19 protein-coding genes are annotated in these 21,128 nt (G+C 74.1%); 7 read left to right on the top strand and 12 right to left on the bottom strand.

Annotated elements, in window-relative coordinates; all coding sequences use genetic code 11:
- The first annotated feature begins 124 nt into the window (after positions 1-124).
- Both ABZY31_RS25755 and ABZY31_RS25760 read left to right on the top strand, forming a co-directional pair.
- Positions 125-1,156, top strand: a complete 1,032-nt coding sequence (locus ABZY31_RS25755) for a phosphotransferase family protein (RefSeq protein ID WP_356414402.1) — start codon at positions 125-127, stop codon at positions 1,154-1,156.
- An 11-nt stretch (positions 1,157-1,167) separates the two neighbouring features.
- On the top strand, positions 1,168-2,421 hold the full coding sequence (locus ABZY31_RS25760) for an acyl-CoA dehydrogenase family protein (RefSeq protein ID WP_356414405.1): 1,254 nt from the start codon (positions 1,168-1,170) through the stop codon (positions 2,419-2,421).
- Positions 2,422-2,484: 63 nt separating this feature from the next.
- Here the strand turns inward: ABZY31_RS25760 and ABZY31_RS25765 are convergent, their stop codons facing one another.
- The 3 genes from ABZY31_RS25765 to ABZY31_RS25775 are packed head-to-tail and all read right to left on the bottom strand — an operon-like array spanning position 2,485 to position 5,880.
- A complete protein-coding gene (locus ABZY31_RS25765; RefSeq protein WP_356414408.1) occupies positions 2,485-3,159 on the bottom strand; it encodes a TetR/AcrR family transcriptional regulator in 675 nt (224 codons plus the stop codon).
- Between the two features lie 55 nt (positions 3,160-3,214).
- Positions 3,215-5,017, bottom strand: coding sequence for an AMP-binding protein (locus ABZY31_RS25770; RefSeq protein WP_356414411.1), 1,803 nt, complete (start codon positions 5,015-5,017; stop codon positions 3,215-3,217).
- Positions 5,014-5,880: an SDR family oxidoreductase gene (locus ABZY31_RS25775; protein ID WP_356414414.1), complete on the bottom strand. Its 867-nt coding sequence runs from the start codon at positions 5,878-5,880 to the stop codon at positions 5,014-5,016. Before ABZY31_RS25775 ends, ABZY31_RS25770 begins: the two co-directional genes overlap by 4 nt.
- 111 nt (positions 5,881-5,991) lie before the next feature.
- On the opposite strand from ABZY31_RS25775, the gene ABZY31_RS25780 reads away from it, so the two are divergent.
- From ABZY31_RS25780 to ABZY31_RS25790, 3 genes are all read left to right on the top strand, one after another.
- Positions 5,992-7,248 carry a DUF1343 domain-containing protein gene (locus ABZY31_RS25780; protein ID WP_356414417.1) on the top strand — a complete coding sequence of 419 codons (1,257 nt, stop codon included), beginning with the start codon at positions 5,992-5,994 and terminating at the stop codon, positions 7,246-7,248.
- A 124-nt stretch (positions 7,249-7,372) separates the two neighbouring features.
- Positions 7,373-8,707: a serine-threonine protein kinase gene (locus ABZY31_RS25785; RefSeq protein WP_356414420.1), complete on the top strand. Its 1,335-nt coding sequence runs from the start codon at positions 7,373-7,375 to the stop codon at positions 8,705-8,707.
- A gap of 139 nt (positions 8,708-8,846) precedes the next feature.
- Positions 8,847-9,389 (top strand): hypothetical protein, encoded by a 543-nt coding sequence (locus ABZY31_RS25790; protein WP_356414422.1) that lies wholly within the window; start codon positions 8,847-8,849, stop codon positions 9,387-9,389.
- A gap of 51 nt (positions 9,390-9,440) precedes the next feature.
- Here ABZY31_RS25790 and soxR read toward each other — a convergent pair whose 3' ends face one another.
- Positions 9,441-9,899 (bottom strand): redox-sensitive transcriptional activator SoxR, encoded by a 459-nt coding sequence (gene soxR / locus ABZY31_RS25795; protein ID WP_356414425.1) that lies wholly within the window; start codon positions 9,897-9,899, stop codon positions 9,441-9,443.
- 161 nt (positions 9,900-10,060) lie between these two features.
- On the opposite strand from soxR, the gene ABZY31_RS25800 reads away from it, so the two are divergent.
- The gene (locus ABZY31_RS25800; RefSeq protein WP_356414428.1) at positions 10,061-10,522 is read left to right on the top strand and encodes a MaoC family dehydratase; all 462 of its coding nucleotides are present in this window, start codon (positions 10,061-10,063) and stop codon (positions 10,520-10,522) included.
- 85 nt (positions 10,523-10,607) lie between these two features.
- On the opposite strand, the gene ABZY31_RS25805 is transcribed toward ABZY31_RS25800, so the two are convergent.
- The 3 genes from ABZY31_RS25805 to ABZY31_RS25815 all read right to left on the bottom strand — a co-directional run bounded on the left by ABZY31_RS25805 (position 10,608) and on the right by ABZY31_RS25815 (position 12,924).
- Positions 10,608-11,234, bottom strand: coding sequence for a TetR/AcrR family transcriptional regulator (locus tag ABZY31_RS25805; protein WP_356414431.1), 627 nt, complete (start codon positions 11,232-11,234; stop codon positions 10,608-10,610).
- A 124-nt stretch (positions 11,235-11,358) separates the two neighbouring features.
- Positions 11,359-11,670 carry a YiaA/YiaB family inner membrane protein gene (locus tag ABZY31_RS25810; RefSeq protein WP_356414434.1) on the bottom strand — a complete coding sequence of 104 codons (312 nt, stop codon included), beginning with the start codon at positions 11,668-11,670 and terminating at the stop codon, positions 11,359-11,361.
- Between the two features lie 96 nt (positions 11,671-11,766).
- Positions 11,767-12,924, bottom strand: coding sequence for an acyl-CoA dehydrogenase family protein (locus ABZY31_RS25815; RefSeq protein ID WP_356414437.1), 1,158 nt, complete (start codon positions 12,922-12,924; stop codon positions 11,767-11,769).
- A 90-nt stretch (positions 12,925-13,014) separates the two neighbouring features.
- On the opposite strand from ABZY31_RS25815, the gene ABZY31_RS25820 reads away from it, so the two are divergent.
- Positions 13,015-13,659, top strand: coding sequence for a TetR/AcrR family transcriptional regulator (locus tag ABZY31_RS25820; RefSeq protein WP_356414440.1), 645 nt, complete (start codon positions 13,015-13,017; stop codon positions 13,657-13,659).
- A gap of 235 nt (positions 13,660-13,894) precedes the next feature.
- Here the strand turns inward: ABZY31_RS25820 and ABZY31_RS25825 are convergent, their stop codons facing one another.
- From ABZY31_RS25825 to ABZY31_RS25845, 5 genes are all read right to left on the bottom strand, one after another.
- Positions 13,895-14,974, bottom strand: a complete 1,080-nt coding sequence (locus ABZY31_RS25825) for a Zn-dependent alcohol dehydrogenase (RefSeq protein ID WP_356414442.1) — start codon at positions 14,972-14,974, stop codon at positions 13,895-13,897.
- A 26-nt stretch (positions 14,975-15,000) separates the two neighbouring features.
- Positions 15,001-16,413, bottom strand: coding sequence for an aldehyde dehydrogenase family protein (locus ABZY31_RS25830; protein WP_356414445.1), 1,413 nt, complete (start codon positions 16,411-16,413; stop codon positions 15,001-15,003).
- 106 nt (positions 16,414-16,519) lie between these two features.
- Positions 16,520-18,007 (bottom strand): citrate:proton symporter, encoded by a 1,488-nt coding sequence (locus tag ABZY31_RS25835; RefSeq protein ID WP_356414448.1) that lies wholly within the window; start codon positions 18,005-18,007, stop codon positions 16,520-16,522.
- A 73-nt stretch (positions 18,008-18,080) separates the two neighbouring features.
- Complete coding sequence (locus ABZY31_RS25840; protein ID WP_356414450.1) at positions 18,081-20,279, bottom strand: molybdopterin oxidoreductase family protein; 2,199 nt, start codon at positions 20,277-20,279, stop codon at positions 18,081-18,083.
- Between the two features lie 217 nt (positions 20,280-20,496).
- Positions 20,497-21,123 carry a TetR/AcrR family transcriptional regulator gene (locus ABZY31_RS25845; protein WP_356414471.1) on the bottom strand — a complete coding sequence of 209 codons (627 nt, stop codon included), beginning with the start codon at positions 21,121-21,123 and terminating at the stop codon, positions 20,497-20,499.
- Positions 21,124-21,128 lie beyond the last annotated feature (5 nt).

The raw sequence follows: 21,128 nt of genomic DNA on the forward strand, positions 1-21,128 counted from the left end.
CGGCCTCGGGGGCGAAGTTCCGGTCCGCACCCTGGACGACATACCGACTGGTCGGCATGATGGCTCCGAGACACCTGCCCCCGGCCGACTGGCACCCGCCCCACCCTTCACGGAGGTCCGCACCATGACCACACCACCGGCCGACCCCCGGGGTCTCGACCTGGAGCGGCTGCGCGGCCACCTCGACCGCACGCGTCCCGGACTGGTGACCGGGCCGCTGAGCGGCCGGCTGATCGAGGGCGGCCGGTCGAACCTCACCTATGAGATCACCGACGGCGCCGGCCGCTGGGTGGTCCGCCGCCCGCCCCTCGGGCACGTCCTGGCCACCGCGCACGACATGCGCCGCGAGCACCGGGTGATCGCGGCGCTGGCGGGCACGGCCGTGCCGGTGCCCGGAGCACTGCTGCTCTGCGAGGACGAGTCGGTGCTCGGCGCCCCGTTCTACGTCATGGAGCACGTGGAGGGGGTGCCCTACCGCACGGCGGACCAGCTCGCCGCGCTCGGCCCCGACCGGACCCGGCGGGCGGTGCTCGGCCTGGTGGACACCCTGGTCGACCTGCACGCGGTGGACCCGGAGGCGGTGGGCCTCGGCGACTTCGGCCGCCCCGAGGGATTCCTCGACCGGCAGCTGCGCCGCTGGGGCAAACAGCTCGCGGCCTCCCGGGGGCGCGAGCTGGCCGGGATCGACGAGCTGCACGGAGCGCTCGGCCGGGCCCTGCCCCACTCCCCCGCGCCGACCGTCGTGCACGGCGACTTCCGGCTCGACAACGTGCTGATCGGCGGTCCTGACGACACCATCCGCGCGGTGCTGGACTGGGAGATGTCCACCCTCGGCGATCCGCTGACCGACCTCGGGCTGCTGGTCATGTACAGCTCCGACCTGGGGCTGACCGAGTCCCCGGTGAGCACGACGAGCGGCGCGCCCGGCCACCCGGCGCCCGCCGAGCTGATCGAGCGGTACGCGGCCCGCTCGGGCCGGGACACCGGGGCGATCTCCTGGTACACGGCCTTCGCCTGGTTCAAACTCGCGGTGATCCTCGAAGGCATCCACTACCGCTTCACCCTCGGCCAGACCGTGGGAGCGGGTTTCGACCGGATCGGCGAACTGGTCCCGGTCTTCATCGCACACGGTCTGACGACCCTCCAGGAAGGCTGAGGCACGCGCTCATGGACTTCGCATTCGACGCCCGGACCGAGGAACTCCGCGAGCGGCTGCTCGCGTTCATGGACGAGTACGTCTATCCGGCGGAGGCGGTGGCGGCCGAGCAGCGGGCGCTGCTCGCCTCGCCCTGGGACACTCCGGCGGTCTTCGGCGAGCTCAAGGCCGAGGCCCGCCGCCAGGGCCTGTGGAACCTCTTCTTCGTGGACGGGCACGGCGCCGGCGGACAGGGTGCCGACGGCGAGCGGTACGGCGCCGGGCTGACCAACCTCCAGTACGCGCCGCTCGCCGAGATCACCGGCCGCAGCCCGCACCTGGCCCCCATGGCCACCAACTGCGCGGCCCCGGACACCGGGAACATGGAGCTGCTGGCCCAGTTCGGCGACGACGAGCAGAAGAAGCGGTGGCTGGAGCCGCTGCTGGCCGGGGAGATCCGGTCCGCGTTCGCGATGACCGAGCCGGAGGTGGCGTCCTCGGACGCCACCAACGTCGAGACGCGGATCGAGCGGTCCGCCGACGGCGCGAGCTACGTGGTCACCGGCCGCAAGTGGTACATCTCCGGAGCCATGAACCCGGACTGCGCCGTGTTCATCGTGATGGGCAAGACCGACCCGGACCACGCCGATCCGCGCCGCCAGCAGTCGATGATCCTGGTGCCGCGCGACGCCCCGGGCGTCGAGGTCCGGCGGGCGATGAGCGTGTACGGCTACCAGGACCACGACCACGGCGGCCATGCCGAGGTGGTCTTCGACGGCGTACGCGTCCCCGCCTCTCACCTGATCGGCGAGGAGGGCGGCGGCTTCGCGATCGCCCAGGCCCGGCTCGGCCCGGGCCGCATCCACCACTGCATGCGGCTGATCGGGATGGCGGAGCGCGCCATCGAGCTGATGTGCCGGCGCGCTCTGGCGCGGACCGCCTTCGGCAAGGAGCTGGCAGCGCAGGGCGTGGTGCAGAACTGGATCGCGGACGCGCGGGTGACCGTGGAGCAGCTGCGGCTGCTGGTGCTGAAGACGGCCTGGCTGATGGACACGGTGGGCAACCGGGGCGCGCACACCGAGATCCAGGCCATCAAGATCGCGACCCCGCGCGCGGTGGTCGGGATCCTGGACCAGGCGGTGCAGTTGCACGGGGCGGGCGGGGTCAGCCAGGACTTCCCGCTCGCGGAGCTGTGGGCGGCGGCGCGGACGCTGCGCCTCGCGGACGGCCCGGACGAGGTGCACCAGCGCTCGCTGGCCCGGCGGGAGCTCAAGCGCTACCGCTGACCCGCCGGGCGCACACCCGGTGCCCCCCGACCCGCCGGCCGGGGGCACCGGGGTCACCGGGCGTCAGGGGCGCAGGGCGCGCAGCAGCAGGTCGGCGAGGTGGTCGGCCACCTGCTGCGGGGTGAGCGGGCCGTCCTCGCGGTACCAGGTGGACAGGTGGTGGACCGACCCGAAGTGGTAGTCCACGATCAGGTCGGCGGGGGTGGCGGTGGCGAAGACCCCGGCGAGCTGGCCCTCTTCGACCAGGGCCCGGAAGCGCTCGTGGTAGCGCCGGCGCTCGGCCCGTACCTGCTTGTACTTCTCCGGGCTGAGCTGGTGCATCGACCGGAAGAAGATCATCGCGTCGTCGAGGTTCTCGATCGTGGTGACCACCACGTCGGCCGCGGCCGCGCGCAGCCGCTCCTCGACCGGGGCCGGCGAGTCGGCGATCGCGTCGAGCCGCTGCTGCTGGAGGCGCAGCATGCGCGCGTACACCTCGTGGAGCAGGTCGTCCTTGGAGCCGAAGTAGTGGTAGAGCGCACCCTTGGTGACCCCGGCCGCCTCCACGATCTCCTGGACCGAGGTGCGGTCGTAGCCCCGCTCGGCGAAGAGCCGGGTGGCGACGGCCAGCAGCCGCTGCGGGACCGGCGCGTCCTGCGCGGCGGCGGACTCCTTCGGCCGTGCGGCCCCCTCGGGCGGCCGGTTGGACTCCTGCGGGCGTGCGGACTCCTGCGACCGCGCGGGCTCCCTGGTTTCCATGGCCTTCGCCTTCCCTTCGGCTTCACCTACGACATGACGCGCGCACCGCTGGTTTTCAGCCGCGCTCGCGCAGTTCCCGTCGCAGGATCTTGCCACTGGTCGTCTTCGGGAGAACAGGCAGGATCTCGACCTGGCGCGGGTACTTGTACGCGGCGATCCGCTCGGCGCAGTACGCGGACAGCTCGGCGGGCTCCACGGACATACCGGGGCGAAGGCTGACGTACGCCTTCACACTCTCCCCCCTGTACGGGTCCGGAACGCCCACGACGGCCGCTTCGCGGACCGCCGGATGGGTGTAGAGCAGGTCCTCGACCTCGCGCGGCCAGACCTTGAAACCGGAGGCGTTGATCATGTCCTTCTTGCGGTCGACCACATAGAGCCAGCCATCCGCGTCCATGAACCCCACGTCGCCGGTGCGCAGCTCGCCGTCCGGGAAGGCCTTCGCGGTGGCGTCGGGCAGCCGCCAGTAGCCCGGCACCACCTGGGGGCCGCGGACGGCGATCTCGCCGCTCTCGCCGAGCGGCACCTCGGCGCCCCGCTCGTCGAGGATCCGGACGAGCGTCTCCGCGCCCGGCAGCCCGACGGAGAGGGTGCCGGAGGCGGGGTCGACCGGCGCTTCGAGGTGCGGGGGCACCGAGGCGCAGGGGGCGGTGCACTCGGTCAGCCCGTAGCCGTTGCGGAGGTAGCAGCCGAAGGCGGCGCGCAGCCGCTCGACCAGCGCGGGCGGCAGCGGGGCCCCGCCGGAGGAGACCACCAGGAAGGAGGCGAAGTGGTCGCGGGTGACGTCCGGGTGGGCGGCCAGGGCCATGAAGGCGGTGGCCGGGCCGACGGTGTAGGCCGGGCGGTGTTCGAGGAAGGCGTCCAGGACCACGCCGGCGTCGAAGCGGTGGGCCAGGGCGAGGGTGCCCGCGTTGCGGAAGCAGGCGGCGAGTTCGCAGACCAGGCCGGTGATGTGGAAGAGCGGGGCGAGGGCGAAGTAGGTGGCGCCCTCGGGGACGGGGTGCCCGGTGACCTGCCGCTCGGCGTTGTAGGTGACCGCGCCGTGCGGGTTCATGGCGCCCTTGGGGGTGCCGCTGGTGCCGGAGGTGTAGCTGATCAGGGCGGTGTCGGCGGGGCCGGCGCCGGGGAGGGCGGGCGCCGGGTGACCGTGGCGGGCCACGGTCAGGAAGTCCTCGGCGGGGGCGCCGGGGGGCGGCGGCTCGTGCTCCGGCTCCGGTGCCAGGACCCGGGTGTCGCCGCGGCTCTGGAAGTCCAGGTCACTGGCGGTGAGCACGGTCCGTACGCCCGTGCCCGCGGTCGCCGCGGCGAGGTACGCCGACCAGGCGCGGGGCTCGCACACCAGCGCGGCGGCGCCGGAGTCGCGCAGGATGTGGCCCACCTCGGCGGACTTGTACATGGGGTTGAGCGGGACCACGACGGCCCCGGCCTTCCAGACGGCCAGGGCGGCGAGCGCGAAGTGGGGGGTGTTCTGGAGCATCACCGCGACCCGGTCCCCGGCCCGCACCCCGCGCTCCGCGAGGTACCCGGCGACGGAGTCGGAGAGCGCGTCGGCCTCGGCGTAGCCGATCCGCCCGTCGAAATAGGCGAGCGCGGTGCGGCCCGGGGCCCGGGCCACTGCGGCGCGGAAGGCGTGCAGCACGGTGGGCGGCGCATCCACCGGGGCCCGCTGCGCGGCGGTGAGCCGGCCGAGCCAGGGGCGCGCGGCGTACGGCGAGTCGGGCGCGGGGGGCTGCGTCGGGCGGGCACCGGAGGGCGCGTCCGGGGCCGGGTGCGTGTCCGGGTGTGCGTCCGGGGTCGGGGCCGGGCGCGTGTCCCGGGTCGGGTGGGCGTCCGTAGGCGGCTGCGCGTCCGGGGTCACTCCGTCTCCCACTTCTGCTGGAGGTGGTTCATCCCGGCGAGCCAGCGGTCGGGGTCGGCGGCGCGGGCGGCGGCGTACCCGGCGACCTCGGGGTGCGGGAGGATCAGGAACCGGTCCCGCGCCATGCCCTCGAAGAGGGCGTCCGCGACCGCCTCGGGCTCGATGGCGGTCGGCGCGAGCACCAGCTCACCGGCGGACCCCGCGGCCGTCAGCATGTCGGTGCGCACTCCTTGCGGGCAGATGGCGTGGACCCGGATCCCGCGGTGGCGGTAGGTCAGCGACAGCCATTCGGCGAAGGCGAGTGCACCGTGCTTGGTGACACTGTACGGCGCGGCCCCGATCATGGTCAGGAGCCCGGCGGCCGAGACGGTGGAGACGAACCGGCCGCTCCCGCGCTCCAGCCAGTGCGGCAGCAGCGCGCGGGCCGCGCGGACGTGGGCCATCACGTTCGTCTGCCAGGCCGCGTCCCAGACCGCCTCGTCGGCGAAGGCGTCGCCGCCCGAGGCCAGCCCGGCGTTCGCGCAGTAGACGTCCACCGTCCCGCCGAGCGCCTCGCGGGCCGCCTCCGCGACGGCCGAGGCGTCACCGGCCAGCGCGGTCGCCCGGGGGCCGATCTCCGCCGCGACGGCCGCGGCCTTGACCGGGTCGAGGTCGTTGACCACGACGGTCGCGCCCTCGGCGGCGAACCGGCGCGCCAGGGCGGCGCCGATCCCGCCGCCCGCGCCGGTGACGACGACGCGCGCCCCCTCGTGGGCGTTCCGGACGCCGCCGCCCCGGGTGTCCTCCCGCTCCTGCGCCTGCCCGCGCTCCCCGTATCCGCCGTCCCCGTGTCCGTCGTGCCGGCCGTACTGGTCCGTGCCCACTGGATCGCTCCTCGTCGCCTGCCGCGGCCCGCGCCGGATCGCGCCGGTCGACGGCAGACTAACCAGTCGGTATGCCGGGACGGAAGAGTGCCGACGCCTAGCGTGAGGTCGATGGATATGTCGCGGCGGGGACTGCTGGGAGTGGCCGGAGCGCTGGGCGCCGTGGGGGTGGTGGGAGCCGCGCCGCCCGCGCGGGCGGGCTCGGAGCGGTCTCCGGAGCGGGTGGTGACCGGGCTGGAGCGGCTGATGGCCGACGGGTACGCGGAACTCGCCGGTCAGCGGGTCGGCGTGCTCACCAACCCCACCGGGATCACCGCCGACGCGCGCCACCTGGTGGACGTACTGCACGCGGACGAACGGGTGCGCCTGGTCGCGGTGTTCGGGCCGGAGCACGGGTTCCGCGGGACCGCGCAGGCGGGCGGGTCGGAGGGGACCGCGCGCGATCCGGCGACCGGGCTGCCCGTGTACGACGTCTACGGCAAGAGCGGCCAGGCACTGGCGGACGTCTTCACCGCGGCCGGGGTGGACACGGTGGTCTTCGACGTCCAGGACGTGGGGGCGCGGTTCTACACCTACATCTGGACGCTCTACGACTGCATGCGGGCGGCGGCCCTGGCGGACAAGGCCGTGGTGGTGCTGGACCGGCCCAATCCGGTCGGCGGGGCGCGGGCCGCCGGTCCGGTGCTGGAGCGGGCGTACGCGAGCGGGGTGGGCCGGGAGCCGATCGCGCTCGCGCACGGGATGACCGCGGCCGAGCTGGCGCTGCTGTTCAACGGCGAGTTCCTGGCGGCGCGCCCGGCCCGGCTGCGCACGGTCCGGATGTCCGGCTGGCGGCGCGGCGCCCGGTTCGGGGCGACGGGGCTGCCGTGGGTGCCGCCGAGCCCCAACGTGCCGACCCCGGAGACGGCGCTCGCGTATGCCGGGACCTGCCTGTTCGAGGGGACGAACCTGTCCGAGGGGCGGGGCACCACCACCCCCTTCCACCTGCTGGGCGCGGAGGGCGTGGACCGGCGGTGGGCGCGGGAGGCGGAGGCACTGGGGCTGGCGGGGGTGTGGTTCCGGGAGGCCTGGTTCACGCCGTCCTTCTCCAAGCACGCGGGCCGCGTGTGCGGCGGGGTGCGGCTGCTGGTGCACGATCCGGAGGCGTTCGACCCGGTGCGGACCGGGGTCGGGCTACTGGTGAGCGCGCGCCGCGCCTGGAGCGGGTTCGCGTGGCGGGAGGACCACTGGATCGACCGGCTGACCGGCTCGGACCGGGTGCGGCGGATGGTGGACGCGGGGGCCGGGGTCGCGGAGATCGCGGCGGACTGGGAGGCGGGGCTGGCGCGGTTCGCGGCGGTGCGGGAGGGGTACCTGCTCTACCGCTGAGCCCGGCCGCGCGCGGGGCGCGTACGGCGGTCCGGCCGGGGGTCTGGCCGGACGGGGGTGGCCGCAGGATGCTGTCGGCACCGGCCGCGCGGCGGCCCGGCGGTGCGACGCGGAGGGGGACGTCATGGCGGGTGCGGGGATGGCGGGCGCGGGGGTCGCGGGGATGGGCGTACGGCCGTACGCGGAGCTGGTCTTCGACGCGGACGGGGACGTGGATCCGGCGAGCCGGGACGCGGTGGCCGGGCTGGACGTGACCGACCTGCTGGTCTTCGCGCACGGCTGGAACAGCTCCCGGGCCACCTCGACCCGGCTCTACGACCGCTTCTTCGCGCCGTTCCCCGGGCTGCTGGGGCCGGGGGTGCGGCCCGGGTACGTGGGGGTGTTCTGGCCGTCGACGGCCTTCTCCGACGAGCCGGCACCGGACTTCGAGCACCAGGGAGCGGCCGCCGGCGCCGGCTACGCGATACGGCTGGATCCGCCGACGCGACGGGCGCTCGGGGAGTTCTGGCCGGGCCGGGACGCCGAGCTGGACCGGGTGGCGGAGCTCCTGGACGAGCAGCCGGAATCGACCGCCGCCTTCGTCGAATTCGGTGCGCTGATACGGGAGTTGAGCGGCACGGACGGAGCGCCGGGCCAGAATGCCGCCGTATCCGGCGGGGTGCCCCTGATGTTCACGGCGGACGTGCTGGAGGTGTGCCGGGCCTTTACGGACGCCCTCGCGGAGACCGGGGCGCTGGACGGCGCGCCGCCGGAACCGGGGGCGCGGGGCCTGTCGCCCGGCAGCGCCGCGCACTCGCTCTGGAACGGGGCCAAGGAGCTGCTGCGGCAGGCCGCCTACTACCGGATGAAGAAGCGCGCGGGGGCCGTCGGGGAGCACGGGCTCGGCCCGGTCCTGGCGGGTCTGGCCCGGACCGCGGGCGGCGGGACCGGCCCGCGGGTGCACCTGATCGGGCACAGCTTCGGGGCGCGGGTGGTGGCGTTCGCACTGCGCGCGATGCCCGCGGGCGGCCCGCGGCCCGTGCGCTCGGTGACCCTGCTGCAAGGCGCCTTCTCCCACTACGCGTTCGCCGCGCGGCTGCCGTTCGGCCGGGGCGCGGGGGACCTGCGCGGCCTGCAGGCGCGGGTGGACGGTCCGGTGGTGGCCTGCCATTCGGACTTCGACACGGCGCTGAAGGTGTTCTACCCGCTGGCCTCCCGGCTGGCCGGGGACGCGACCGGTTTCGCGGGTTTCGACAGCCGGTGGGGCGCGCTGGGGCACGACGGCATCCAGGAGGTCCCGGGCGCGGCGCGGCTGACCCTGGAGGCGGCGCTGCGCGGCGGGCTGCCGGCGGCCGGATGCGTCAGCGTGGACGCGGCGTCCGTGGTGCGCCGCGGAGGGGCGCCTTCCGGGGCGCACAGCGACGTCTGCCACGAGGAACTGGCCCGTCTGGTCACCCTGGCGGGGCGCGTGGGGCGCTGATTTCCGGCCATGTGCCACCCACACGCATCGACCGCCCCCGCATGCGCCTGCGGATGGGCGGGCATGTTGGGCACATCAACGACATGTGACGTCACTCGATGCCCCATGCGAGCACGAGCGCGACGGAGGTGCAGGTGAGATGGCGGGTTTCCGTAGTCTGGCGTACCAGGTGCGCGACGCGGCCAACGACCGGGCCCTGCGGCGCCATTCCCTGCGCCGCTGCCTGGAGCGGTTCGCCCCGTACGGGCACCGGGCGACCTGGTCGCACCTGTGCGACCGGCACGGGATCGGGCCCGACGACCGGGGCGCGGACCCGCTCCGGCTGGTCGCGGCGCTGGAGGAGCTGGAGGACGCCCGGGCGGTGTGGCTGGAGTACGAGCGGCACTTCGCCGAGCGCAGGCGGCGGGAGAAGCACGACGGGCTGCGCCGGCCGGAGTGGGCGTGGAGCGGCGAGGCGGTGGTGCGGTGCGCCGACCCGGACGTCCGTCCCGACGGCGCGCTGGGCGAGGTGCTGCGGCGGCTGGTGAAGGCGCTGGAGTCGGAACCAAGCACGGGGTGCCCGGTGTGCGGGGACGAGGAGCTGCGCTGGCAGGCCCCGGCCGGGCCGGGCCACTGGGTCGGGCCGGTGTGCGCGGGCTGCGGAATCGTGGTGCCGAGACCCGCGCTCGCGGAGACGGCGTGAGGGGCTGCCCGTAGGTTGCCGCGTTGTGCGGACGGGGCTGCCCGTACGGGGTTACCGGGGCGTGACGTAGAGGCGGGAGCCGGTGATGCGGTCGCCGAAGACGTCGCCCGGGTTGGACAGCACGCAGGTCTCCAGGGAGAGGCAGCCGCAGCCGATGCAGTCGCTCAAGTGGTCGCGCAGGCGGCTGAGCTGCTCGATCCGCTGATCGAGTTCGGCGCGCCAGTTCTCGGACAGCCGGGCCCAGTCCTCGTGGGTGGGGGTGCGCTCCTCCGGCAGCTGGGCCAGGGCTTCGCGGATGGTGACCAGCGGGATGCCGACGCGCTGGGCGGCGCGGACGAAGGCGACCCGGCGCAGGGCGTCACGGGTGTAGCGGCGCTGGTTGCCCGCGGTGCGGCGGCTGCTGATCAGGCCCTTGGTCTCGTAGAAGTGGAGCGCGGAGACCGCCGCGCCGCTGCGCGCGGACAGCTGGCCGACGGTGAGTTCGTGGACGTTTTCGGGAATCTGCGGCACCGGGCCGAGCGTAGTCGGTGCCGTCGGGGGTGCGGTGGGGGTGCCGGAGGCCGTGGGGGGCGGTGGGCGCGGGCGTCCGTTGACAGGGCCTTGCGGCCCCAGCATGCTGAGCAAGCGCTTATTCCGTTGATCGACAGCTGTTGAGAGGCAGGGGCACCCGCATGGCCGAGCCCAGGATCTTCACGTCCGCCGAGGAGCTGCGCGCAGGGGTCGGTGAGCCGCTCGGGCCGAGCGAGTGGCTGGAGATCGACCAGAAGCGCATCGACCTCTTCGCGGACGCCACCGGCGATCACCAGTGGATCCACGTCGACCCGGAGCGGGCCGCGTCGGGGCCCTTCGGGACGACCATCGCGCACGGCTATCTGACGCTGGCACTGCTGCCGACGCTGGTGCCGCAGACGATGCGGGTCGAGGGCATGAAGATGGGCATCAACTACGGGGTGGACAAGGTGCGCTTCCCGGCGCCGGTGCCGGTCGGCTCGCGGCTGCGGTCCACCGCGGTGATCACCGCCGTCACGGAGGCGGGCGGCGGGGTGCAGGTCGCCGCCACGGTGACGATCGAGCGCGAGGGCGGCGACAAGCCGGTGTGCGTGGCGGAGACGGTGTCGCGCTACTACTTCTGACGGCGGCCGGGGCGGGCGGCGGGCGTTCGGCCGGCGCGGCGGATCAGGGAGGCCGAGGCGCGATCACCCGGGCGGCGCTACGGCGTCACGGGCGCGCCCCGACCATGCGGAGCACGAGGCCGGCATAGAGGGCGCCGACCTCCTCGGGCGTGCGCTGCCCGGACGCGCTGAACCAGCGGGCCACGTCGATGCACAGCGACAGCACGGCGAGGGTGGTGCCGGGCACGTCCGGGACGTCGAACTCCCCCGCGCGCACCCCGTCGGCGAGGATCCGGCGGACGGCGGCGTCGCTGCGGCGGCGCAGTGCCACGATCTCGGAGCGGTGCCCCGGAGCGAGAGCATCGAGCTCGTACTGGACCACCCGCGCGGTGGTGTGGTGCGCGGCGTGCCACAGCACGAAGGACCGGACGGCGGCGTCGAGCCGCTCGGCGGCGGTGCCGGCGCCGTCGGCGGCCGTCTCCAGGATCTCCAGGGCCTTGTCGTGGCCGATCCGGCTGATCCGGTGGAGCAGCTCTTCCTTGGTCTTGTAGTGGATGTACAGCGCGGCCGGGCTCATCCCGGCCCGGCCGGCGATGTCCCGCGTGGTGGTGGCGTGGTAGCCGCGCTCCGCGAAGGCCTCGACGGCCGCGAGCAGCAGCCGGCGCGCGGCGTCGGGGGTGACCTCCGACCACGGCCGGTAGCCGCCGGTCGTCGCCTGGTCCGCGATGTCCATCGCCCGCTCACCCTCTTCGCCCTGCTCGTCCCCGTGTGGAAGTGAACACCTTACCGGAGGGTGAGCAAGCGCTTAGGTCGTCCGGCGCCGGCACGGCGGTGACGCTCCGCGGCCGGCGCCGCGCTCAGCGCTCCTGCGCGGGCTTCGGCGGCCGCGGCGTGAAGGGGTCGTACTCCGTCATGATCTTCTCCATCCGCGCCTGGTCGACCCGGGTGACGATCTGGGTCACCTCCTGGCGGTCGCGGACCACCTTGGCGAGCGTGAAGGCGGAGGTGGTGAGGTAGAGCACCGCGATGCCGAGGAAGGCCCGGACCCAGGCGTTCGCCTCCAGGTTGTAGATCCCCAGGGCGACGGCGCCCATCGCGACGCCGAAGGAGGCGACGGCCTGGCCGTAGTAGGCCCCCGTGTTCTGCTGCTTGACCGGTGTCTCGTTCATGGCTCCAGCATCGCGAGCCGGCGCGGCGGGGGTAATCCGCTCGCGTACTCAGGTGCGTACTCAGGAACGGCTCGCGGGAGGCCGCGCGGCGGGCGCTCAGAAGGCCGAGACACCGGTGAGGGCGCGACCGATGAGCAGCTTCTGGATCTGGCTGGTGCCTTCGTAGAGGGTCATCACGCGGGCGTCGCGCAGGAGCTTGCCCGCCGGGTACTCGTCGATGTAGCCGTAACCGCCGTGCACCTGGAGGGCGTTGCTCGCGGCGCGGACGGCGGCCTCCGAGGCGAAGAGCTTGGCGGTGGAGGACTCGGCCGCGAAGGGGAGCCCGCGGTCGATGAGGTCGGCGACGCGCCAGGTGAGCAGCCGGGCGGCGTCCACGTCCACGGAGATGTCCGCGATCAGCTCTTGGACGAGCTGGTGACCGGCGATCGGCTTGCCGAACTGCTCGCGCTGGGCCGCATACGCGAGGGCGGCGTCCAGCGCGGCCTGCGCGATGCCGACGCAGCCCGCGGCGACCGACATCCGGCCCTTGGCCAGCGCGGACATCGCGACGGAGAAGCCCTTGCCCTCGGGGCCGAGCATCGCGGTGGCGGGCACGCGCACGTCCTCGAAGGCGAGTTCGGCGGTGGCCTGGCCGCGCAGGCCGAGTTTGCCGTGGATCTCGCGGCGGGTCAGGCCGGGGGCGTCGGCCGGGACGAGGAAGGCGGAGACGCCGCGGTGGCCCGGCTCGTCGTTGGTGCGGGCGAAGAGGAGGACGACGTCGGCCCAGGTGCCGTTGGTGATGAACTGCTTGGCGCCGTTGACGGTGTACGTGCCGGTGGCCGGGTCGAGGACGGCGCGGGTGGTGAGGTTCCCCGCGTCGGAGCCGGTGCCGGGCTCGGTGAGGCCGAAGCAGCCGAGGGCGTCGCCGGAGCACAGCCGCGGCAGCCAGGACCGCTTCTGCTCCTCGTCGCCCCAGGCTGCGATGGTCTTGGCGACCAGGCCGAGGGAGACGGAGACGATGCCGCGCACGGCGGAGTCGGCACGGCCGAGTTCCTCGGTCACCAGGACGTAGGAGAGGTGGTCGCCGCCGGAGCCGCCGTACTCCTCGGGGACGGTCAGGCCGAGGAAGCCGACGGAGCCGAGCTTCTCGACGATCCCCCGGTCCACGCTCTCGGTGCGGTCCCACGCGGCGGCGTACGGGGCGATCTCGCGGTCGGCGAAGTCGCGCGCGAGCCGGCGGACCGCCGTCTGCTCCTCGCTGAGTTCCAGGTTCATGGCCACCCCTCGCACGTCGCTCGGACGCATGGGACGACGCCTTAAATTAGCGCCGCTAGTTTAATTCGGGCAGGCCCTACTATGTGGCGCATGGCCAGACCGCGCAAGCCCCTCCTGAGCAGAGAACGCATCGTCGAGGCGGCGGGCGCGCTCGTGGACGCGGAGGGACTGGAGGCGGTCTCGACCCGGCGGCTGGCCGCGGCCCTGGGGGTCAGCGGCCCCTCCCTCTACAACCACTTCCGCACCAAGGACCAGATCCTGGAGGCGGTGGCGGACGCGGTGAGCGCGCGGGTCGACCTGTCGATGTTCGAGGCCGGAGACCCCCGCGACTGGCGCACGGCGCTGGCCGACTGGGCGCACTCCTACCGGGACGCGCTGGCCGACCACCCCCACATCGTGCCGGTACTGGCCCGGGGACCGGGGCGGCGGCCAGCCGGCCTGCGGGTCGCCGACGCGGTGTTCGGCGCGATGACGCAAGCGGGCTGGCCGCCCGCCCAGGCGACCCGCATCGGCGCCCTGATGCGCTACTTCATCCTGGGCTCGGCCGTCGCCTCCTTCGCCCGAGGTTTCGTGGACGACGAGGCGGCGTACGACCCGGCGGACTACCCCCACCTCGGCCAGGCCCACCTCCTGGCGGACCGCCAGCGCGAAGTCGACCAAGGCGCCTTCGAAACCGGCCTGACGGCCCTCCTGGACGGCCTGACCCTCCAGTACGAGGCCTTGCGGGGCGAGTAGACCAGCCCCGCCGGCGTACGAGGGGCCACGGAGGCAGCACCGGCCCGGCACCTACGCGCAGGCGCACACACCGGGCCGGGGCCAGCCAAATCCAGCCCCGCCGGCGTTTGAGGCGCCGCCGGAGGCAGCACCAGCCCGGCACCCACGCGCAGGCACCGCACCGGACCGGGCCCCCTCGTCCAAGGCCGGTACCAAGAGGCGGGGCCCGGGGGGCGAGCCCCGGGCCCGGGGTCGGCTAGAAGACGACCAGGGACCGGCCCCCCTTGCCCGCCAGCATCGCCTCGAAGGCGGCCGGAATCCCGTCGAGCCCGATCCGGTCGGTGACCAGCCCCGAAAGATCCAGCCGCCCACCCCGCACGTGCGCCGCCAGCACCGGCAGATCCCGGGCCGGATCACTGTTGCCGTAGACGCAGCCGGTCAGGGTACGGGCGAAGTGGAAGATCTCCAGGGCGTGGAAGGAGACCTGCTGCTCCTTGCCCCCGATCCCGACGACCGTCGTGCGCCCACCTCGCCGGGTGGAGTCCCAGGCCCCCCGGATCGTCTCGGCCCGCCCCACGCACTCGACGGCGACGTCCACCCCCCGCCCCCCGGTGAGGCCGCGGATCTCCTTGGCGGTGGTGTCGGAGGCCAGGACGAACTCCGTGGCCCCGGCCGCCCGGGCCAGTTCCTCCTTGGCCGGGGAGACGTCCACGGCCACGATCGGCCCCGCCATCGCGATCCGCGCCGCCTGGAGCGCGGCCAGGCCGACCCCGCCGACGCCGAAGACGGCGACGGACTCCCCCGGCCGGACCTGGGCGCTGTGGTGGACGGCCCCGTACCCGGTGAGGACGGCGCAGCCCAGCAGCGCGGCCTCCGCGAGCGGGACCCCGGCCGGCGCCGGCAGCACGCAGCGGGCCGCGACGACCGTCTCCTCGGCGAAGGCGGCCACGTTGAGCCCGGGATGCAGTTCGGTGCCCCGCGCGTCGTGGGCGTAGACCGCGCCGACGCCCGCGAGGGCGTTGACGCAGAGCCAGACCTCGCCGATCGAGCAGTGGTGGCACTGCCCGCAGGACGGGGCCCAGTTGAGGACCACCCCGTCGCCGGGCGCGACGTGGGTGACGCCCTCTCCGACGGCGAGGACGGTCCCGGACCCCTCGTGGCCGAGGACGGCGGGTACGGGCACCCGCATGGTGCCGTTGGTGAGCGAGAGGTCCGAGTGGCAGACCCCGGCGGCGGTGAGCTTGACCCGGACCTGCCCGGGTCCGGGATCGGGGAGCACGATCTCCCGGATCTCCAGGGGTGCTCCGATGGCGGGCAGAATGGCGGCGCGGACCATGATCGTCGTCTCCGTGTTCGCGGGGCTCAGAACTGCAGGGACTTGGTCTGGAGGTACTCGGCCAGGCCGTGCGGGCCCAGCTCGCGGCCGACGCCGGACTGCTTGTACCCGCCGAAGGGGGCGCGCGGGTTGAACCGGCCTCCGTTGATGTCCACCTGGCCGGTGTCCATGCGGCGCGCGAAGGCGACCGCGCTCTCCTCATCGGCCGCCCACACGGCTCCGCCCAGCCCGTAGACGGTGCCGTTGGCGATGCGCAGTGCCTCGTCCTCGTCGGCGTAGGCCAGGATCGACAGGACGGGGCCGAAGATCTCCTCCTGCGCGATGGTCATCTCCGGCGTGACATCGGCGAAGACGGTGGGCGCGACGAAGTAGCCGCGTTCGGCGGGCGCGTCGGGGCCGCCCGCGACCAGGCGGGCGCCCTCCTCGACGCCCCGGGCGATGTAGCCGCGGACGCGCTCGTGCTGCTTGGCGTTGACGACCGGGCCGAGGCGGGTGGCCGGGTCGCGCGGGTCGCCGGTGGCGTACTTGGCCACCGCGGCGGCGGCGAGGGTGACGGCTTCCTCGTAGTCGTCGCGGTGGACGAGCATCCGGGTCAGGGCGTTGCAGCTCTGGCCGGCGTTGTTCATGACGTGGCCCACTCCGGCCGCGACCGCCTTGGCGAGGTCGGCCCCGGGCAGGATGACATTGGCCGATTTGCCGCCCAGTTCGAGGGCGACGCGCTTGACGGCCGCGCCCGCGGTGGCGCCGATCTGCTTGCCGACGGCGGTCGAGCCGGTGAAGGAGACCAGGTCCACCCCGGCGTGCGCGGCGAGTGCCTGCCCGGCGACCGGGCCGGTCCCGGTCACCAGGTTGAAGACGCCGGCAGGAATGCCCGCCTCGTGCACGGCTTCGGCGAAGAGCTGTGCGGTGAGCGGGGTGTCCTCGGCGGGCTTGAGGACGACGGTGCAGCCGGCGGCGAGAGCGGGTGCCACCTTGGCAACGACCTGGTGCAGGGGATAGTTCCAGGGGGTGATGGCCCCGACCACGCCGACCGGTTCGAGCAGGACGGTGGAGTTGCCGATGCGCTCCTCGAAGGCGTACGTCGCACCCAGCTCGGCGTAGGAGTCGGCCACGGCGATGGGCGCCCCGACGTGGACCATCTCGGAGAAGCCGAGCGGGGAGCCGAGCTCCGCGGTGATGGTCTCCGCGATCTCGCCCTTGCGGGCGATCAGGACGTCCCGCAGGGCCGCTATCCGTGCGGCCCGCTCCGCGGGCGGGGTGGCCGCCCAGCCGGGGAAGGCGGTCCTGGCCGCCCGGACCGCCGCGTCCACGTCCTCCCCGGTCCCGGCCGGGACGGTGGCGATGACCTGCTCGTCGGCCGGGTTGACGACCTCGATCCGGTCCTGTCCGGCGGCGGGCCGCCATTCCCCGCCGATGTACATCCCGTCGTGGGCCTTCATCGCATTCCTCCCGAGCACGAGCGCGTGAACCACATGGACCGCTTGGACCGCATGGACGTCGCGGCCACCCTACAAACTAGCGTCGGTAGTTTTCTGTGCGCCAGGGTCAGACGGTGCCGAAAAGCATCCCCGCCGCGAGGACGACGAGCGACGTGAGGGCCGCCCACTTCACGGTGAAGCGGGTGTGGTCGCCGAACTCGACCTTGGCCATGCCCACGAGGACGTAGACGGCCGGGACCAGCGGGCTGGACATGTGCAGGGCCTGACCGGCCAGGGAGGCGCGGGCGATCGCGAGCGGCGAGACCCCGTGGGCGGCGCCCGCCTCCGCCAGCACGGGCAGGACGCCGAAGTAGAAGCCGTCGTTCGACATGAAGTAGGTGAGCGGCAGGCTGAGCAGTCCCGTGACCAGCGCCATGTGCGGGCCCATGCCGTCGGGGATCGCCCCGACCAGCCAGGCCGCCATGTCCTTGACCATGCCGGTGCCGGTGAGGACACCGGTGAAGACGGCGGCGGCGAAGACCATGCCCGCGACGTTGAGGACGTTGTCGGCGTGCGCGGCGATACGGGCCTTCTGGTCGGCCATCTTCGGGTAGTTCACGGTGAGGGCGAGGGCCGCGCCGAGGAGGAACAGCACCGGGATGGGCAGCAACTCCATGATCATGGCGGTGAGCAGGACGACGGTGAGGGCGGCGTTGAACCAGTAGAGCCGGGGCCGCAGGGTGGCCCGCGCATGGTCCAGCCCTTGGAACCCGTCGTCGTCGGGCACGCCGGGACCGGCGTCCGCGGCATCGACAGCCCCCGCCTCCGCTCCGGCTCCGGCTCCGGCTCCGGCTCCGGCTCCGGCTTGAGCCTGTCCCGCGGGCGCGGTGGTGCCCGTACCGGCCGCCACCAGCCGCCCGGTTTCGACGTGCGAGTCGACCTCGGCGACGATGTCGGAGTCGGAGTCGGAGTGGGCGTCGGCCGCGCCGGGGAGCGACAGCGCGCCCACCCGGCGGCGCTCGCGCAGCCCGAGGACGTACGCCAGGACGAAGACGCACAGCAGGCCGACCGCCAGGGCCGGGATCATCGGTACGAAGATGTCCGACGCGTCGAGCTTGAGCGCGGTCGCGGCGCGGGCGGTCGGGCCGCCCCACGGGAGGGTGTTCATGACCCCGTTCGCGGTGGCGGCGACCCCGGTCATGACGACCAGGCTGAGGCCGAGCCGCTTGTAGAGCGGGTACATCGCCGACACCGTGATCATGAAGGTGGTCGAGCCGTCCCCGTCGAGCGAGACGATCGCGGCCAGCACCGCCGTACCGACCACCACCCGCATCGGATCGGCCTTGCAGAAGCGCAGGATGCCGCGTACGACCGGGTCGAAGAGGCCCACGTCGATCATCACGCCGAAGTAGACGATGGCGAACATGAGCATGGCGGCGGTCGGCGCGAGTTTGCCAACACCGTCGATGACGTAGTCGCCCAGGTGCGCGCCCTTGCCGGCGAACACGCAGAAGAGCGCGGGAATAAGGACGAGCGCCGCGATCGGCGACATTTTCTTCATCATGATCAGGACCAGGAAGGTCGCGATCATGGCGAAGCCGAGGAAGGTCAGCATGCTGGGAAGGTAGGTGTCCCCCAGTCACCCCAACAAGACGTCTGCGCGCGAGCAATACGAGCAAAACCCCAGCTCAGGGCAGGGGCGCCAGCTCCACGGGAAAGCCGTTGAGCACGGCGGTCCCCGACAGCGGGTCGAGCCGGGAGCCGTCGAGGAGCTGGTTGACGTTGGCTCCCGGCACCTTCGCCGCCGCTCCCGTGCGGGTACCGGGCCGGTCGTGACCCCAGCCGTGCGGCAGGCTGACCACCCCGGCGCGGACGGTGTCGGTGACCTCGACCGGGACCTCCAGGCTGCCGCCGTCGGCGGTGATCCTGGCCCGGCCGCCGTCGGCGAGGCCGAGGCGCCCGGCGTCGTCGGGGTGGACGTGCAGGGTGCAGCGGTTGGAACCGCCGGTCAGAGCGGGGACGTTGTGGAGCCAGCTGTTGTTGGACCGCAGGTGGCGCCGGCCCACGAGGACCAGGGCGGTGGGACGGTCGGCGAGCGCGGCGCGCAGCCGGGGCAGGTCGGCGGCGATCGGCTCCGGCAGCAGCTCGATCCTGCCGCTGCGGGTCTTCAGCGGGCCCGGCAGCCGGGAGCCGAGGGGGCCGAGGTCCACGCCGTGCGGAGCGCGGCGCAGGTCGTCGAGGGTGAGGTCGTAGGGGCCCAGCCGCAGCATCATGTCGAGCCGCCGCTCGGGGCCGGTCCCGCCCGCGAGGGTCCGCGCCCATGCCTGCGGGTCCGCGCCGGCGAGCGGTGAGCGCGGATCTGCGGCGGCCCGCGCCGCGGTGTCGGCGATGACCAGGTCGTCGACGGCGCCGGGGTCCGCGCCGTGCTGCCCGGAGACGGCGAGGATCAGCCGGGCGTGGATCTCGCACTCGTCCATCCGCCCCTCCTCCAGCGGGATGGCGGGGGGCGAGTAGCGGGCCTGGTTGCGGACGGCGAAACCGTTGAACGCGAAGTCGAAGTGGGCGCTCTGGGCGGGCGGCGGCGGGGGCAGCACGACATGGGCGTGGCGCGAGGTCTCGTTGAGGTAGGGGTCCACCGAGACCATGAAGTCGAGCCCGGACAGGGCGCGGTCGAGCCGGTCCCCGTCGGGCGCGGACAGCACCGGGTTGGCGGCGACGGCGATCACCACCCGGACCTGCCCCTCCCCCGGGGTCTCGATCTCCTCCGCGAGGGCGGTCATGGGCAGTTCACCCTTGGCCTCGGGGTGGCCGGAGACCCGGCTGGCCCAGCGGCCCAGCGCGAACCCCCGGCCGGGACCGGCCGGACGGGGCGCCGCGGCGGTCGCGGAGAGCGGGAACAGCGCGCCGCCGGGGCGGTCGAGGTTGCCGGTGAGCACGTTCAGTACGTCGACCAGCCAGCTGGCCAGGGTGCCGTGGGCGACGGTGCAGCTGCCGATGCGGGCGTAGACGGCGGCGGTCGGGGCGGCGGCCAGGTCGCGGGCCAGCTGCCGGATCTCCTCGGCGGTCAGGTCGCAGGCGGGGGCGACCTCTTCCGGGGTGAACGCGCGGAGGGCTTCGGAGAGTTCCCCGAGTCCTTCGAGGTGTTCGGCGAGCGCTCCGGGGTCGGTGAGCTTCTCGCCGAGCAGGGTGTGCGCGAGCGCCGCGAGCAGCAGGGCGTCGCTGCCGGGGCGGGGCGCGAGGTGGCGGTCCGCCAGGCGCGCGGTGCGCGTGCGGCGCGGGTCGACGACGACGAGGGTGCCGCCGCGGGCGCGCAGGGCCTTGAGCCGCCCGGGGAAGTCGGGGGCGGTGCACAGGGAGCCGTTGGATTCGACCGGGTTGGCCCCGATGAGCAGCAGGAAATCGGTGCGGTCGAGGTCCGGCACGGGGATGGCGAAGGGGTCGCCGAAGAGAAGGCCGCTGGAGACGTGCTTGGGCATCTGGTCGAGGGTGCTGGCGGTGAAGAGGTTGCGGGTGGCGAGCGTCTTGAGGAGCACGGGCGGGTAGAGCGCGCCGGCCATGGTGTGGGTGTTGGGGTTGCCCAGGACGACGCCCACGGACTGGGGCCCGTAGCGTCCGGTGATCGCGGGGACGGCGGCGGCGATGGCGTCGAACGCCTCGTCCCAGGTGGCTTCCCGGAGTTCGCCGTCGCGGCGGACGAGGGGGGTGCGCAGCCGGTCGGGGTCGGCGTCGACGGCGCCGAAGGCGGCGCCCTTGGGGCAGATGAACCCGCGGCTGAAGATGTCGTCCCGGTCCCCGCGGGCGCCGGTGACGGCCGTTCCCGCGATGGTCAGGGTGAGGCCGCAGGTGGCCTCGCACAGGGGGCAGATGCGCAGGGCGGTACGGGGCATGGGCCCTCCAGGGACGGCAGGCTGCGGCGGCACGCGGGCGGCCCGAGCATACCGACCGGTACGGAGGCTGGGGAGACCCTGGTGCGCGCGGACCGGAGGGGGCGGGGGGCGCGTGTCCCGCCGGCCGGGTCGCGGGGGGCCCCACTGACACGGGTCGCGGGGCCCCGCCGAGCCCGTCGCGAGCGGTTCCGCCGGCGGGTCAGGGGGCCCGGCCCCGTCAGTCCAGGACCCGGGCGAGATAGGCGTGCATCATCGCGCGGATCTCGTCGATGATGTCCGGATCACCGGCGGGGGCGGCCCGGAAGGCGAGGTGGACGAGGGCGTCGGTGGCCTCGACGGCGACCAGGACCGTACGCCGCAGGGCCGGGTCGGCGGTGCGCCCGAGGTGGAGGCAGAGCAGGTCGGTGAGGCGGCCGGCGACCATGCCGTTCGGGTCGGCGGGGTCGGCGGCTTCGCTGGGCGGCGGCGGGGGCACGCCGAAATCGACCAGGGCGAAGCCGGGAACGGTGCGCTTCATCACCAGGTACTCGTCGAGGACGGCGTCGACCACGGGCCGCCAGTCGGCGTCCGGGAGCGCGGCGAGCCGGGCGGTGATGCCTTCGGCGTAGCGGTCGAGGTTGCGCTCGGCCAGGGCGTAGGCCATGGCGCGTTTGTTGCCGAAGAAGCGGTAGACGGAGCCGATCGGGACCCCGGCCCGGAGGGCGACGGCGCGGGTGCTGAGGTTCTCGTACCCCGTCTCATCGAGGAGTTCGGCGCAGGCGTCAAGGATCCGGGCGAGCCGGTCGGCGCTGCGCTGCTGGATCGGGGCGCGGCGCAGGGGGTGGGCTGGAGGCACGGGGTCCATCATGC

It is taken from the genome of Streptomyces sp. NPDC006529, assembly GCF_040611795.1.
In the GTDB taxonomy this organism is placed as follows: domain Bacteria; phylum Actinomycetota; class Actinomycetes; order Streptomycetales; family Streptomycetaceae; genus Streptomyces.